Here is a 14339-nt window from a genome sequence, read left to right as displayed (position 1 = left end):
CGGAAGCGCCGATCCGATGATTGACTCCCCGAACACCCCGCCGCTGCTCGCCGCACGCGGCCTGCGATTCACCCGTAATGACGACCCGGTGTTCGGCCCGCTCGACCTGCATGTGGATGCCGGCGAAGCGCTGCTGGTGCAAGGCGGTAATGGCGCCGGCAAGACCACGCTGCTGCGCGTATTGGCAGGATTGCTGCGGCCGGACGATGGCAGGATCGAGATCGACGGGCGCCCGGCCAACAGTCACGAACGTTCGCGTTACATGGCGTACCTGAGCCACCTCACCGCGCTCAAGCAGGACCTTGGCACATTGGAGAACCTGCACCTGATGTGCGGGCTTCAGGGCCGTCGCGCGCGGCAGATGCCGGGCAACGCGCTGGCCATCGTCGGTTTGGCCGGCTATGAAGACACCTTGGTGCGGCAGCTGTCGGCCGGCCAGAAAAAGCGCCTGTCACTGGCCCGCGTCTGGTTGTCGCCGGCACCGCTGTGGCTGCTCGACGAACCCTATGCCAACCTCGATCTGGACGGCATCAACCTGGTCAACCGCATGATTTCCGCGCACCTGCGCAGTGGCGGTGCTGCGTTGGTCACCACCCACGGCGCCTATGCTGCGCCGCCGGTGCGCAATCGCACACTCGTGCTTGCCAGCGCACAAGCACAGGAGCAGGCGGCATGAGCCTGCCCGGTCCGCAGCCGACCCTGATCACCGCCGCCAAGGCCCTGCTCGCACGCGACCTGCGCCTGTTATGGCGACGGCGCGGCGACGCGGCGCAGCCCATCCTGTTCGCGCTGCTTGTAGTCGCACTGTTCGCACTTGCCCTGGGCGGCGAACCAAAGCTGCTGCAGAACGTGGCCTCGGCCGTGTTGTGGCTGTCGATCCTGCTGGCCGGCTTGCTGTCGCTGGACACGCTGTTCCGCAGCGACGCCGAGGACGGTTCGCTGGAGCAATGGTTGCTTTCGCCGATCCCGCTGGCATGGCTGGTCGCGGTGCGGGTGTTCTCGCATTGGCTGACCACCGCCTTCCCGCTGGTGCTGATCAGCCCCCTGCTGGCCGAACTGATGCAGCTGCCGCGCGAACAGCTGCCGGCGCTACTGGCTGCCCTGGCCTTGGGTACACCGCTGCTGAGCCTGCTGGGCGCCGTGGTCGCCGCGTTGACGGTGAGCATGCGCCGTGCCGGCATCCTGCTGGCCTTGCTGGTGTTGCCGTTATACGTGCCGGTACTGGTATTCGGCGCCGGGGCCGTGGCGCTGGCCGCCCGCGGCTTCGACCCCAGCGGTCCGCTGCTGATGCTTGGCGCCGGGCTGGTGGTCTGCGCATTATTGGCGCCGATCACTGCTGCCGCGGCGATCCGTATTGCCAATTCGTAATTCGTATACCGCATAAACAACGGTATTCTTCCTGACTGCTTCACGGCCCCGCTGACCCCAATGCCCAATAGGCACCGCCCGAAAACCCCGGAGACGGGAAAGCCCACCCTCCCGCCCCGTCCTGTGGTCGAACTGCAACGCCGCGGCGAACTGCGCGTTGAAAAGTTCCTCGAAGCGGCGACCGAGGTATTCAACGAAAAGGGCTACCAGGCCGCGCGTCTGTCGGACATCGTCAAACGCGCCGGCGGCTCGATGGCCACCCTGTACCGCGCGTTCGGCGACAAGACCGGGCTGGTACACGCCTTGATGGAGCGCAGCATCGACAGCTTCGGGCAGAGCCTGGACGAGTTGATGCAGTCCACGCTGCCACCGGAAGAAGCCCTCGAACAAGCGGCCTACCGGATGGTCGAGGAAATCCTCACCCCCGCCCGGATTGCCTGCCACCGCGTGGTCATCTCCGAAGGCATGCGCCTGCCGGAGCTGCGCGATTGGTTCCATGCGCACGGCGTGGAGCCGATGGAAGCGCTGTTGAACGACTACTTCCAGCGTGAGACCGAAGCCGGCCGTCTGCACGTGGAAGACCCGGACCGCAGTGCGCACCTGTTCTACATGATGGTGATCGGCGGCCTGGTCCTGCGCTCGGTCAACGGCCGCATGAGCCCGGACGATATTCCCAACGCCAAGCAGCAGGCGCGGCTGGCGGTACGGCTCTTCCTCGCTGGCGTGCTGCCGCGCACCTAAGTCGATTTTGCCGCAGCGCAGCGCGACTCCACGCAGGCAATAGCCCCCTGCGACCGTTGGTCGCACGCTTCACTCATCGAGCACGCACTGGCCGACCATTCGGCGGTTTTCAGGTATCTTGAGCCTAGTCTGAAAACAGCAACGGTGCCGCAACTGGCGGCACCCAGCCGGCCCATCACGTCATGTGACCGGGCCTTGGTCTTCCCCAGCGAGCGAGCGGATGTTCAAAGGTTTAGTAGGTTGGTTTCACAAGCTGGGCTCACCGCCCTACTTCGACACCTTCGCCGCCCGCTGGTCAACGTGGTGTTACCTCGCTTCGCTGCCGTTATTCGGCTATGGCCTGTGGCAGGCGCTGGCGGTGGTGCCGGCGGATTATCAGCAAGGCGACAGCTTCCGCATTCTCTACATCCACGTGCCAGCGGCCTGGATGAGCCTGTTCGTATTTGGATTGATGGCTTTCTACAGCGCCATCGCGCTGATCTGGCGGATCAAACTCTGCGAAATCCTGGCGATGGCCTGCGCACCAATCGGCGCGGCGTTCACCCTGATCACCCTGCTCACCGGCAGCATCTGGGGCAAGCCGATGTGGGGCACCTGGTGGGATTGGGACCCGCGCCTGACCACCGAGCTGATTCTGCTGTTCCTGTACTTGGGCGTGATGGGCCTGTACGGCGCCATTGACGACCGCCGCGCCGCTGCGCGTGCCGCCGGCCTGCTGTCCATCGTCGGCGTGGCGTTGCTGCCGGTCATCCGTTACTCCGTGGATTGGTGGAACTCCCTGCATCAGGGACAGACCATCAGCGTGTTTGGCGAATCCAGCATGGACAGCAGCATGGTGTTGCCACTGTGGCTGATGGTGCTGGCCACCAAGTTCTGGTTTGCCGGCTCGCTGCTGACCCGTGCGCGCGCCGACAACCTGCGCCGTGAAGCCGGTAAGGCTTGGCTGCGAGAACGTCTGGAGAAAGCGGCATGACCTATTTCAAATACGTCGCCATGGCCTATGGCGTGTTCTTCATCGTGCTGGCTTGGGATTTCATCGTGCCGCGCCTGCAGATCCGTCAGCAATTGCGTGAGGCCCGCAGTCGTGTGGCCCGCGCCAACCGCGCGGCGGCAACGCCAGTGGACGAGGAGCTGAGCCGATGAGCCCCACCCAACGCCGCCGCTTGCTGTTGGTGGTCCTGGTGCTGGCCGTGGCCGGCATTGCGGTCACCTTGGTGACTCTGGCCTTGCAGCGCAACATCGCCTATCTGTACACGCCAGCCGAAGTACACGCCGGCAAGGTGCCGGCCGATGCGCGGTTCCGGCTGGGCGGCATGGTCAACAAGGGCTCGTTCAAGCGCGAACCCGGCGCACTGCTGGCGCGCTTCGAGGTGACCGACGGCGATGCCCTGTTACCGGTCAGCTACGACCGCATCCTGCCCGACCTGTTCCGCGAAGGTCAGGCCGTGGTCGCCACCGGGCGCATGGTTGATGGCGTGTTCGTGGCCGAAGACGTACTGGCCAAACACGACGAGACCTACATGCCCAAGGAGCTGGCCGACAAGATGGGCCAAGCGCATACCAAGCACCAGGTCCCCGCCACCGCCCCTGCTACGGAAACGCCCTGAGTGCTCGCTGAAATTGGACAGGTCCTGCTGATCCTTGCACTGCTGGCAGCGCTGCTGCAGAGCGTGCTGCCGCTGATCGGTGCACAGCGCCAACTGCCGGCCTTGATCGCCACCGCACGCCCCGCCGCCATGCTGCAGCTGGTCACGGTGCTGGGTGCCTTCGTGGTGTTGACCATCGCCTTTGTGCGCCAGGATTTCTCGTTGCGTTACGTCGCCGAGAACTCCAACTCGCTGCTACCGATGATCTACCGCTACTCCGCGGTGTGGGGCGCACACGAGGGTTCACTGCTGCTGTGGACGCTGGTGCTGGCGTTGTGGAGCGCAGCGGTAAGCCAATTCTCGCGACAACTGCCCGACCCGGTCGTGGCGCGCGTGCTGGCCGTGATGGGCATGATCAGCGTTGGCTTCCTCGCCTTCCTGTTGTTCACCTCCAATCCGTTCGAGCGGTTGCTGCCGTCGCCGGTCGAAGGCCATGACCTGAACCCGCTGCTGCAGGACCCGGGGCTGATCATCCATCCGCCGCTGCTGTACATCGGCTACGTCGGCTTCGTGGTCCCGTTCGCCTTCGCCATCGCCGCCTTGCTCGACGGCCATATCGACGTGCGCTGGCTGCGCTGGACGCGGCCGTGGACCAACGCAGCCTGGGGCTTCCTCACGCTGGGTATCGCGCTGGGCAGCTGGTGGGCGTATTACGAACTGGGCTGGGGCGGTTGGTGGTTCTGGGATCCGGTGGAGAACGCCAGCTTCATGCCGTGGTTGGTGGGTGCAGCGCTGCTGCATTCGCAGGCGGCGACCGAAAAACGCGGCGTGTTCATCGGCTGGACCTTGCTGCTGGCCATCGCCGCCTTCGCACTGTCGCTGCTGGGCACCTTCCTGGTGCGTTCGGGCGTGCTGACCAGCGTGCATTCCTTTGCCGCTGATCCGGCGCGCGGCTTGTTCATTCTGATCTTCCTTGCGTTGGTGGTTGGCGCCTCGCTGCTGCTGTACGTGATCCGCGTACCGACGCTGAGCGGCAATGCGCGCGATGCCAACCGCGCCTTCGCACTCAACTCGCGTGAAACCCTGCTGCTCGCCAACAACCTGCTGCTCACCTGCGCCTGCGCGATGGTGCTGCTCGGCACGCTTTACCCGCTGCTGGCCGACGCACTGGACCTGGGCAAGGTATCGGTGGGGCCGCCGTACTTCGGCACGCTGTTCGTGGTGTTGATGGCGCCGCTGGTGATGCTGCTGCCGTTCGGCCCGCTGACCCGCTGGCAGCGCGAACAAGGCCTGCGCCCGCTCGCCTTGCTGGCACCGTGGGCGTTATTGGCCGTGGTGCTGGGTGTGATCGGCTGGGTAGTCGCCCCCCAAGGCAAACTCAAGACCGCCTTCGGCATTGCCGGTGCGGCGTGGGTGGCCGGCGGCACGCTGTATTACCTGTGGACGCGCCTACGCAGCAGCGGCCGTTTGAATGCCGAGATGACCGGCATGTTGGTCGGCCACCTGGGCATCGCGGTGTTTCTGGTCGGCGCACTGTTGGTGGAAGCGCTCAACGTGCAGCACGAAGTGGCCTTGGCTCCCGGAAAATCGGTGGATGCTGGCGGCTATACGCTGCTGTTTGAAGGCGTGGATGCCAGTGAAGGCCCCAACTACCACTCTGATCGCGGCCACCTACAGGTGCTGCGCGACGGCAAATTCATTACCCGGTTGAACCCGGAAAAACGCATGTACGCCAGCGGCGGCCAACCGATGACCGAAGCCGGCATTCATCCCGCGCTGGGTGGCGATATCTACGTTGCGCTGGGAGAATCACTCGGCGACGGCGCCTGGGCCGTGCGAGTACAGATCAAACCCTTTGTCCGCTGGATCTGGCTGGGCGCTGCGTTGATGGCCCTGGGTGGCTTCATCACCGCGCTTGACCGCCGTTTCCGCCGGTTGCCTGGTAAAGCCAAATGACCACTTCCACACCTCCCGAATCCAACAAACCGCACCGCCTGCCGCTGGTGGCCGTCGTCATCGGCGCGCTGTTCTTCCTCGGCTTGCTGGGGCTGATGCTGTACGGGGTGAGCCGTTCGGACCGCCCCGACCGCGACACCTTGCCTTCGGCATTGATCGGCAAACCGGCGCCCGCGTTCAACCTGCCGGTCCTGCACGACCCCAGCGTGCAGGTCAGCGATCAGCAACTGCGCGGCGCACCGTACCTGCTCAATGTGTGGGGCAGTTGGTGCCCGGCCTGTCGCGACGAACACCCCATCCTCACCCGCTTTGCCGAAACCAAGCGCGTGCGCGTGATCGGCTACAACTGGAAAGACGAGCGCACCGATGCCCTGCGCTGGCTGGAGCAGCTGGGCAATCCGTACATGGTGGTGCTGGCCGATGAAGAAGGCCGCACCGCGCTGGATTGGGGCATCGCCGCCGCACCGGAAACCTTCCTGGTCGATGGCAGTGGCATCGTGCGCTGGAAGTACAGCGGCGCCATCACCCAGGACGTGCTCGATCAGCAATTGATCCCGGCACTGGAAAAGGTTGAAGCGCAAGCCAACGGCAAGCACGGCACCGACATGGGCGCCGCACGATGAAGTGGATGGTCGGCGCACTGCTGTCGCTGGGCATGGCACTGGCTGCCTGCGCACAACCGGCCGGTGATCCCACCCCGCTGCAGTACCGCGACCGCGCCGAAGAAGCCCGCTTCCACGCACTCACCGCCGAACTGCGTTGCGTGCAATGCCAGAACCAATCGCTGGCCGATTCCAACGCGCAGATCGCACATGACCTGCGCCGCGAAGTGCTCAAGCTGATGCACGAAGGCCGCAGCGACGCGCAGATCAAGCAGTTTCTGGTCGAGCGTTACGGCGAGTTCGTGCTGTACCGCCCGACGATGGAAGCCAGCACCGCGCTGTTGTGGTTCGGCCCGGGCCTGCTGTTGCTTGCCGGCGCCGTGGTGCTGGTCGTCCAAGTGCGCAAACGCGCACGCGCGTTGCCAGCACCCGACGTGGACGAGCACGCACAGGAAGATCGTCAATGGTGAACACCCTGTTTCTTGCAGGCGCTGCGCTGCTCGCAGCTGTCGCCACCGGACTCACGCTGTGGCCATTGTGGCGCAGCGGTAAACGCCGTATCTGGGCCACGCTGGTCAGCGCCTTGGTGGTTGCCACGCTTGGCCTCTACCAATGGCTGGGCACGCCGGCAGCGTTGCAGCCGCATGCGGCCACCGCGGCACCGCAGACCATCGAAGAAGGTATTGCCCAGTTGCAGTCGGCGCTGCAGCAGAACCCCGAGCGGATGGACGGCTGGGTACTGCTGGCACGCTCGCAACTGGAAATCGGCAAGATCGCCGATGCGGCCGTGTCGTATGAGCGTGCAGTGACGCTGGCCCCGGACGAACCCGGCCTGCTGGTGGAAGCCGCGCAGACCCGCGCCCAGGCGGCACCGGATTTCCTGTTCGACGACACCGCGGCGCAATGGCTGCAGCATGCGCGCACGCTGGCACCTGACAACGAGCGTGCGATCTGGCTGATCGGCATCGTGCAGCGTCAGCGCGGCCAGAACGAAGATGCCGCCCGCACTTGGGAAAGCCTGCTGCCGAGGCTGGAACCGGCTGCGGCGACGGCACTGCAGGAGCAGATCGATGCCGCGCGCGGCAAGGTCGCAACTGCGCCGGCGCCCGCAGCGGCTCCGGTCGCGGTTGCAGCGGTGGCCAGCGCCACTTCAGCCAATGCCATCACCGTGACGGTCGCGCTGGTGCCGTCATTGGCCGCGCGCGTGGCGTCGGGCAAGGACAGCGTGTTCATCATTGCCCGCATTCCCGGCGGCCCGCCGATGCCGGTCGCTGCAGAACGTCACCCCGCACAGTCCTTGCCGCTGACCGTCACGTTGGACGACAGCGACAGCCCGATGCCCACACAGAAGCTGTCGGCGTTGACGGAAGTGGAAGTGTTCGCGCGACTGTCCGCCAGCGGCCAGGCCATGCGCCAGGACGGCGATGTTGATTCCGCGCCCGTCCGCGTCACGCTGCCGACCGACAAGCCGCTGGACATCACGCTGGGACAACCCTGAGCCGGACATATTCAAATAACGTCCGGTTATCAGCGCATGCAAAGCCCGCCCTTCCACGCCCGTTAAAATTGGCCGATGACTGAATTCATCCCCGAAGGCAGCCGCTTTCATGCGCTCTCGTCCCCGTTCCCGATGAAGCGTGGCGGCGCCCTGCACGGTGCCCATGTCGCTTACGAAACCTGGGGCACGCTGGCCGCCGATGCGGGCAATGCCATCCTGATCGTCACCGGCCTGTCGCCGGACGCGCATGCGGCCAGCAACGCCGGCAATCCCGCTTCCGGTTGGTGGGAGCCCATGCTCGGCCCCGGCAAACCGATTGATACCGACCGCTGGTTTGTCATCTGCGTGAACTCGCTGGGCAGCTGCAAGGGTTCCACTGGCCCAGCGACGCTCGATGCGGCCAGTGGCAAACCGTATCGCCTGACGTTCCCCGAGCTGTCCATCGAGGACGTGGCCAACGCCGCAGCCGAAGTGGTGAAAGCGCTCGGCATCGCGCAGCTGGCCTGTTTGATCGGCAACTCCATGGGCGGCATGACCGCATTGGCCATGTTGCTGCAGCATCCAGGTATTGCCCGCACCCATATCAATATCTCTGGCAGCGCGCAGGCGTTGCCGTTTTCCATCGCCATCCGCTCGCTGCAGCGCGAAGCCATCCGGTTGGATCCGGCCTGGAACAACGGCGACTACGACGAGAACAGCTACCCCGAATCGGGCATGCGCATGGCGCGCAAGCTGGGCGTCATCACCTACCGCTCCGCATTGGAATGGGATGGCCGCTTCGGTCGCGTGCGACTGGATTCGGAACTGACCGATGACGGCCCGTTTGGGCTGGAGTTCCAGGTGGAAAGTTATCTGGAAGGGCACGCGCGTCGCTTCGTCCGCCGCTTCGACCCGAATTGCTATCTCTACCTCGGCCGCTCGATGGATTGGTTCGACCTGGCCGAATACGGCGAGGGCGACGTGATGGCCGGGCTGGCCAAAATCCGTGTCGAACGCGCCCTTGCGATTGGCGCCAACACCGACATTCTGTTCCCGGTGGAGCAGCAACAGCAGATCGCCGATGGCCTGCGTGCTGGCGGCGCCGAAACGCAATTCATCGGCATGGATTCTCCACAAGGCCATGATGCCTTCCTGGTGGATTACGACCGTTTTGGACCCGCAGTGGGAAGCTTTTTGCAGTCGATTGCGTAAACGGACGCGGTACTGCGGTTCGGCATCTACGGTAGAAGCTCCCCCCTGCCCAAAAACCACCAAGCAACCGCTTGCCCCATCCAAACAACCACCCTTCTTCGCCATATCCGCGACCCAGAAATCCCAACACCCAGCTTCCTACGCAACCAAGCCCCCACACCCGATAGGCGCACGCATCTCCCCGGCCCACGCTGGCAGCCCTCACCGCACGAGGGTTCACCATGCTGCGCTTCTTCCTGTACTGCCTGCTCCTGCTGTGCTGCATGCCCGCGGCCAGCGCATCACCTCCGCCGCTGATGCTTGCCGGGCAATGGCAGGACGGCCCCGATGTTTCCCGCTATCTGGTCAGCGAAAAGCTCGACGGCGTCCGTGCCCACTGGGACGGCCGCCGATTGATCAGCCGCGCCGGCAACATCATCCCGGCGCCGGCATGGTTCACCCATGCGTGGCCACAGCAACCGCTTGATGGCGAATTGTGGGCCAGCCGCAACGCTTTCGATTCCACCAGCGCTATCGTTCGCAGTACGCCTGCCGACGACACGCAATGGCGCACCTTGCGCTTCATGGCCTTCGACCTGCCCGCGCATCCCGGCACCTTCGAGCAACGGCTCGCCGCCATGCGCGGCTTGGTTCATGGCACAAACAATCCTTATCTGGCCGTCATCGCCCAACAGCGTTTCAGCGACGCCGCGTCACTGCACAAACACCTGCAAGAAGTGGTTGCCGCCGGTGGCGAAGGCTTGATGCTGCATCACCAGGACAACTACTACGCTGCCGGGCGCAGCGAAGGCCTGTTGAAACTCAAACTCTTTGACGATGCCGAAGCGCGCGTGGCCGGTTATGTGCCCGGCAAAGGAAAATACGAAGGCATGGTCGGCGCACTGCAGGTGCAATCCGACGACGGAAGACGCTTCCGCATTGGCAGCGGTTTGAGTGATGCCCAACGCGCCAACCCGCCGGCTATCGGCAGCCTCATCACCTACCGCTACAACGGCCTCACCGTCCACGGCCTGCCGCGTTTTGCCCGCTTCCTGCGGGTACGCGAGGACTCCCCGCCAGCCAACGCACGCCCATAAAAACCGACTCCAGCATGCAAAGATGAATCGCTGCAACACCATGAGCAAAGCCTTTCTTCCCCTTCACAGGTACCGGCATGCTGGGTTTCAATGCGCGCAGACAGCACGGGGGGCGGCATGCGTTATCAGGGACGACTTCAGGATTGGAATGACGACAAGGGCTTCGGCTTTGTCGTGCCCAACGGCGGTGGCGATCGTGCCTTCGTCCACATCAAAGCCTTCGAGCGCACGCCGCAGCGGCCAGCCAATGGCCTGCTGATCAGCTACGAGCAGAAGAAGGATGCGCGCGGGCGTTTCAATGCCACCGCCATCCGCTTCGCCGCGACCAGCAAGGTCCAGGCCGCAGCAAAGCCTTCTGGCCCCGCGCCGCGATTGCCACGCACCACACTCGGGCTGCTGACGCTGCTTGCTGTGACGCTGGCATGGATGGCGAAGTTCATTCCCGACTGGGCGATGCTGACAATCAGCAGCCTCAGCCTGCTCGCGCTGATTTTCTACCTCAGCGATAAAGCCGCCGCGCAAGGCAACCGCTGGCGGACACCGGAAAGCACCTTGCACTTGATCGCGTTACTGGGCGGTTGGCCGGGTGCGTTACTGGCGCAAGGCTTGTTCAATCACAAGACCAGCAAGCGCAATTTCCAGCGTGTTTTCTGGGTGACGGTGGTGTTCAACATTCTCGGCGTCATCGCTTTGGTCACGCTGAAAGACACGCTACTGACCACCGCATTCTGAGCTTGCGTTAGTAGCGGATGACGACATCGTCATCCTGCAGGCGCATCGTCACTTTGATGACAGCAACCGATAGCGCGGCCATAACGGCCGCGCTTCAAACCCGGTCAGTCCACCTGTTGCAACTGCCCACGGTGCAGGCGGTACTCGCGCTGCACCACCCCTTCAGGCAACTCGCCGTGGGTGATCATCAGCAGGCTGCGGTTGCCCAACGCAGCGGCCAGATCGGTCAACAAGGCGTGGGCGGTATCCACATCCAGACCTTCGGTGGGTTCGTCCAGCACCATCAACGGTGCGTTGCGCAGCAGTGCGCGGGCAAGAGCCAAACGACGCGCCTGACCGGCCGACATGGTGGCGCCATTTTCGCCTACCCACGCCGACAAGCCACCCTGCTGCTGCGCCCATTCCTGCAGCCGCACCTGCTCCAGCACCGACCACATCGCGGCGTCGCTGGCATCGGGCGAACCCAGACGCAGGTTTTCGGCAATGCTGCCGGCAAATACCGGGGCACCTTGCGGCAACCAGGCGATCTGGCGATACCAGTCGTCCTGCAGGAAGCCACGCAGGTCCGCGCCGCCGTAGCGGATAACGCCCTGCTGCGGGTCCCACAGCCGCAGCATCAAGGCCGACAACGTGGTTTTGCCACAACCGCTGTCGCCGCGGATGGCGATGCGCTCACCGGGCGCCAATTGTAGATCAACGCCGTCAAGCAACTGCCGTGTTTCACCCGGCCACGCGAACACCACGTTTTCAAACGACAACACGGCCGGCGGCGGAGGCACGGCGACGGGCTGCGCGGGGTCGTGCACGGCAGGCGGCTGATCCACGATCTGCTCCAGCCGTTTTGCCGCCACCCGCGCCGACTGCAGCGCCTGCCAGGCAAGGCTGCTGCCTGCGGCGACTTCCAACAGCGCAACGGTCAGGAAGATCAAACCAGCAGCCATCGGCGCTTCCACTTTGCCGGCCTCGAATGCCGACAAAGCCAGCCACAACATCCCCAGCAAGCCGAGTCCTGACAGCAGCGAATGCAGCATGTTGCCGCCGATCAAACGCTGCCTGCGGCGTCGATCCGCAACGGCCAACTGCCCCGCTGCTTCGTCCACGCGCAGCGCCCAGGCATCACGCGCATGCAGCGCAGCAAGATCGGCAACGCCTTCCAGACCTTCATACGCCAGCGTGCGCAGACCCGCACGGTGCTGCGCACGCTGAGCCTCGTTGGCATCGCCGCGACGCACCGCCAACACCGGCACGCCCAGCCCGACCAGCGCCCCCAGCACAGCCAACAACACTGCGGCTGGCCAGTAGATCAGTGCCGCCGCAAACACTGCGACCGACGCAATCCCCACCAGTGCCAGCAACGGGCCTACCGCGCGTACCACCGCGCCGTCGACATCGCTGATATCGGAGATCAATCGCGCCAGCAGCTCGCCAGTACGGCTGCTGCCAAGCCGTGCCGGCGCCAGCGGCAATGCACGCCGGAAGAACCACACCCGCAAGTCACGGGCGATGCGCAAGGTGGCGTCGTGGCCGACCAGTTTTTCCAGGTAGCGCGACAGGATCCGCATCATCGTCAGGCCACGGATACCGGCCGACGGCGAGAAGAAGTTGAAGGTCGCGCCTGCGCCCAACGCGCCGGCCAATGCGGCACCAGTGAGGAAGCCGCCGGACAAGCCCAACAAGGCGACACCGGCCAGCATGGTGGTGAACAGCAGCACGGTGGTCAGCAGCAGCCAGCCGCCATGACGTACGAACACGCCACGCATGTCATCGCGCCGACCCTTTGCACGGCTCGTGTTCTCACACACGATCTCTTTCGGTTTCATGCGCGCTCCCCTTCATGTGCGTGCAGATTGGCCGGCCAGGTGATGACCTTGTCCGCCCAGCGCATCGCGGCCTCGCTATGCGTGGCCATCAACACGGTGCGCCCGCGCGTATGCGACGCCAGCGCCTGCAGCAGATCGTGCTCGGTTTGTGGATCGAGGAATGCGGTGGGTTCGTCGAGCAGAAACAGATCCGGCTCGCGCAGCAACAGCCGCGCCAAACCAATACGCCGGGCCTCGCCACCGGACAAACCAAACCCGCGCTCGCCGATCACCGTGTCCAGGCCCTGCGGCAAGTGCTGTGCAAAACGCATGACCTGCGCGACCTCGGCCACCGCCTGCAAGCGCGCATCGCTGACGGCCGGATCCGCCAGCCGCAGGTTGTCGGCAATGCTGCCGTGGAACAGATACGGCCGCTGCCCGGCGTAACCGATACGCAGGCCGTCGCGCGTCACAATTCTGCCCTCGCGCACCGGCAGCCAACCGGCCAGCGCTTCCAGCAAGGTGCTCTTGCCGCTGCCGCTGGGCCCGACCAGGGCCAAACGCTGCCCTTGTTCGATGTCCAATGAAAAACCTGCCAGCACATCGTGGCCTGCACCTTGCGGGCGCAACGTGATGGCCTGCACCTGCACCATCGGCGCATGCAGCTGCGCCGGCTCGGTACTGACCGGCGCAATGCCGGCTTCGTCCGTGGTTGCGGGCGACGCATCATCGGCCAACAAGCGCTCTACTTCGGCGGCAGCGGCCAGCGCATTGGCGCGGTCATGATAGTGCGCGGCCAAGCGCCGCAGCGGCGCGTAGAACTCCGGCGCCAGCAGCAGGCAGAACATGCCGGTGCCCAAGGTGGGCACAAACGAATGCAGCGACATCATCCCCAGGTAGCTCAGGCCCAGATACAAAGCCACCATCGCCACGCTCACCGAGGCAAAGAACTCCAGCGTCGTGGAGGACAGGAAGGCGATGCGCAGCACTTTCATGGTGCGCACGCGTACGCCTTCAGCCGCCTGTTCAATGCCGTCCAGCTCGGCCTCACCGCGCCCGTACAGACGCAGCAGCCCCAGGCCTTTGATGCGGTCGGCAAAGTGGCCGCTCATCCGCGCCAGTTCGCCCAACTGGGCGCGCCCGGCCGCTTCCGCGCCCCAGCCCACCAGCATCATGAAAAACGGCACCAGCGGCGCGGTGAACAGGAAGATCAGCGCCACCACCCAATCCACGTAGGCCACTGCAGCCAGGATCAACAGCGGCACCACCACCACTTCCACCCGCACCGGCTGGAAACCGGCGTAATAGCCTTCGATGGCATCGCCGTGCGCCAGCAGCAGTTCGCCCAGCTCGCCGGTGCGCTGCCGCCGCAGCCACAGCGGGCCGCGCTCCATCAGCCGCCGGTAGATCTGCGCGCGCAAGGCCAGCTTGGCGGTATCGGCCACGTCACCGGCCGCCGTCTGCGCCAGCCCGCCCAGCAGACTGCGCAGCAGCAGGGTCAACGCCAGCAGCCCGAAAGCCGGGCCGGTCTCCACAATGGCTACACGCTCCACGACTATGCTCTGGATCAACCAGGCAATCGCCGCGGCCTGTACGATCAGCAACGCGCCCGAGCCACACACCGCCAGGGCGGCCAGCCGCTGCCGCGAACGTGCGCCAGCGGCCAGGGATGCAAGCCACTGCTGTTGTTGACGACGCTGTTGACGCACCGTATCGCTGGAATGTGGAACATCGCTCAAGACTGGCAACTCAGCTGAAAGGAATCCGCCCGATTGTAAGCAAGCTGCTCC

15 protein-coding genes are annotated in these 14339 nt (G+C 64.9%); 13 read left to right on the top strand and 2 right to left on the bottom strand.

The features are described from left to right. Window positions 1-16: 16 nt before the first annotated feature. The 13 genes from ccmA (at window position 17) to ACREP4_RS10295 (ending at window position 10750) form a co-directional block, all read left to right on the top strand. On the top strand, window positions 17-676 hold the full coding sequence (gene ccmA, locus ACREP4_RS10355; RefSeq protein WP_431596093.1) for a heme ABC exporter ATP-binding protein CcmA: 660 nt from the start codon (window positions 17-19) through the stop codon (window positions 674-676). Then, the gene (gene ccmB / locus ACREP4_RS10350) at window positions 673-1368 is read left to right on the top strand and encodes a heme exporter protein CcmB (RefSeq protein WP_431596092.1); all 696 of its coding nucleotides are present in this window, start codon (window positions 673-675) and stop codon (window positions 1366-1368) included. The genes ccmA and ccmB overlap by 4 nt, the downstream gene beginning before the upstream one ends. A 60-nt stretch (window positions 1369-1428) precedes the next feature. Then, window positions 1429-2109 (top strand): TetR/AcrR family transcriptional regulator, encoded by a 681-nt coding sequence (locus ACREP4_RS10345; RefSeq protein ID WP_431596091.1) that lies wholly within the window; start codon window positions 1429-1431, stop codon window positions 2107-2109. A gap of 220 nt (window positions 2110-2329) precedes the next feature. Beyond that, on the top strand, window positions 2330-3082 hold the full coding sequence (gene ccmC, locus ACREP4_RS10340) for a heme ABC transporter permease CcmC (RefSeq protein WP_431596090.1): 753 nt from the start codon (window positions 2330-2332) through the stop codon (window positions 3080-3082). Then, window positions 3079-3252: a heme exporter protein CcmD gene (ccmD, locus tag ACREP4_RS10335; protein WP_431596089.1), complete on the top strand. Its 174-nt coding sequence runs from the start codon at window positions 3079-3081 to the stop codon at window positions 3250-3252. The genes ccmC and ccmD overlap by 4 nt, the downstream gene beginning before the upstream one ends. Beyond that, a complete protein-coding gene (ccmE, locus tag ACREP4_RS10330; RefSeq protein ID WP_431596088.1) occupies window positions 3249-3716 on the top strand; it encodes a cytochrome c maturation protein CcmE in 468 nt (155 codons plus the stop codon). Before ccmD ends, ccmE begins: the two co-directional genes overlap by 4 nt. Beyond that, window positions 3717-5651 carry a heme lyase CcmF/NrfE family subunit gene (locus ACREP4_RS10325; RefSeq protein WP_431596087.1) on the top strand — a complete coding sequence of 645 codons (1935 nt, stop codon included), beginning with the start codon at window positions 3717-3719 and terminating at the stop codon, window positions 5649-5651. Continuing rightward, a complete protein-coding gene (locus ACREP4_RS10320; RefSeq protein ID WP_431596086.1) occupies window positions 5648-6274 on the top strand; it encodes a DsbE family thiol:disulfide interchange protein in 627 nt (208 codons plus the stop codon). The genes ACREP4_RS10325 and ACREP4_RS10320 overlap by 4 nt, the downstream gene beginning before the upstream one ends. Next, on the top strand, window positions 6271-6723 hold the full coding sequence (locus ACREP4_RS10315) for a cytochrome c-type biogenesis protein (protein WP_431596085.1): 453 nt from the start codon (window positions 6271-6273) through the stop codon (window positions 6721-6723). Before ACREP4_RS10320 ends, ACREP4_RS10315 begins: the two co-directional genes overlap by 4 nt. Next, window positions 6717-7751, top strand: coding sequence for a tetratricopeptide repeat protein (locus ACREP4_RS10310; protein WP_431596084.1), 1035 nt, complete (start codon window positions 6717-6719; stop codon window positions 7749-7751). Before ACREP4_RS10315 ends, ACREP4_RS10310 begins: the two co-directional genes overlap by 7 nt. A 75-nt stretch (window positions 7752-7826) precedes the next feature. Next, on the top strand, window positions 7827-8942 hold the full coding sequence (gene metX / locus ACREP4_RS10305; RefSeq protein ID WP_431596083.1) for a homoserine O-acetyltransferase MetX: 1116 nt from the start codon (window positions 7827-7829) through the stop codon (window positions 8940-8942). A gap of 221 nt (window positions 8943-9163) precedes the next feature. Next, window positions 9164-10018 carry a DNA ligase gene (locus ACREP4_RS10300; protein ID WP_431596082.1) on the top strand — a complete coding sequence of 285 codons (855 nt, stop codon included), beginning with the start codon at window positions 9164-9166 and terminating at the stop codon, window positions 10016-10018. A 117-nt stretch (window positions 10019-10135) separates the two neighbouring features. Continuing rightward, the gene (locus ACREP4_RS10295; RefSeq protein ID WP_431596159.1) at window positions 10136-10750 is read left to right on the top strand and encodes a DUF1294 domain-containing protein; all 615 of its coding nucleotides are present in this window, start codon (window positions 10136-10138) and stop codon (window positions 10748-10750) included. A gap of 104 nt (window positions 10751-10854) precedes the next feature. Here ACREP4_RS10295 and cydC read toward each other — a convergent pair whose 3' ends face one another. Then, entirely contained in the window at window positions 10855-12570 is a 1716-nt protein-coding gene (gene cydC, locus ACREP4_RS10290) for a thiol reductant ABC exporter subunit CydC (protein WP_431596081.1), read from the bottom strand. Then, the gene (cydD, locus tag ACREP4_RS10285) at window positions 12567-14288 is read right to left on the bottom strand and encodes a thiol reductant ABC exporter subunit CydD (protein WP_431596080.1); all 1722 of its coding nucleotides are present in this window, start codon (window positions 14286-14288) and stop codon (window positions 12567-12569) included. Before cydD ends, cydC begins: the two co-directional genes overlap by 4 nt. Between the last annotated feature and the right edge of the window lie 51 nt (window positions 14289-14339).

It is taken from the genome of Stenotrophomonas sp., assembly GCF_050737575.1.
Classification (GTDB): Bacteria; Pseudomonadota; Gammaproteobacteria; order Xanthomonadales; family Xanthomonadaceae; genus Stenotrophomonas.
The sequence above is the reverse complement of the archived record's forward strand: the minus strand, read 5'-3'. Positions and strand labels throughout refer to the sequence as shown.

Coding starts and splice junctions, on each gene's coding strand:
- cydC (WP_431596081.1), bottom strand. CDS start 12,570: ATGAAACCGAAAGAGATCGTGTGTGAGAACACGAGCCGTGCAAAGGGT.
- ccmA (WP_431596093.1), top strand. CDS start 17: ATGATTGACTCCCCGAACACCCCGCCGCTGCTCGCCGCACGCGGCCTG.
- ccmC (WP_431596090.1), top strand. CDS start 2,330: ATGTTCAAAGGTTTAGTAGGTTGGTTTCACAAGCTGGGCTCACCGCCC.
- ACREP4_RS10320 (WP_431596086.1), top strand. CDS start 5,648: ATGACCACTTCCACACCTCCCGAATCCAACAAACCGCACCGCCTGCCG.
- ccmB (WP_431596092.1), top strand. CDS start 673: ATGAGCCTGCCCGGTCCGCAGCCGACCCTGATCACCGCCGCCAAGGCC.
- ACREP4_RS10315 (WP_431596085.1), top strand. CDS start 6,271: ATGAAGTGGATGGTCGGCGCACTGCTGTCGCTGGGCATGGCACTGGCT.
- ccmD (WP_431596089.1), top strand. CDS start 3,079: ATGACCTATTTCAAATACGTCGCCATGGCCTATGGCGTGTTCTTCATC.
- ccmE (WP_431596088.1), top strand. CDS start 3,249: ATGAGCCCCACCCAACGCCGCCGCTTGCTGTTGGTGGTCCTGGTGCTG.
- ACREP4_RS10300 (WP_431596082.1), top strand. CDS start 9,164: ATGCTGCGCTTCTTCCTGTACTGCCTGCTCCTGCTGTGCTGCATGCCC.
- ACREP4_RS10295 (WP_431596159.1), top strand. CDS start 10,136: ATGCGTTATCAGGGACGACTTCAGGATTGGAATGACGACAAGGGCTTC.
- metX (WP_431596083.1), top strand. CDS start 7,827: ATGACTGAATTCATCCCCGAAGGCAGCCGCTTTCATGCGCTCTCGTCC.
- ACREP4_RS10310 (WP_431596084.1), top strand. CDS start 6,717: ATGGTGAACACCCTGTTTCTTGCAGGCGCTGCGCTGCTCGCAGCTGTC.
- ACREP4_RS10345 (WP_431596091.1), top strand. CDS start 1,429: ATGCCCAATAGGCACCGCCCGAAAACCCCGGAGACGGGAAAGCCCACC.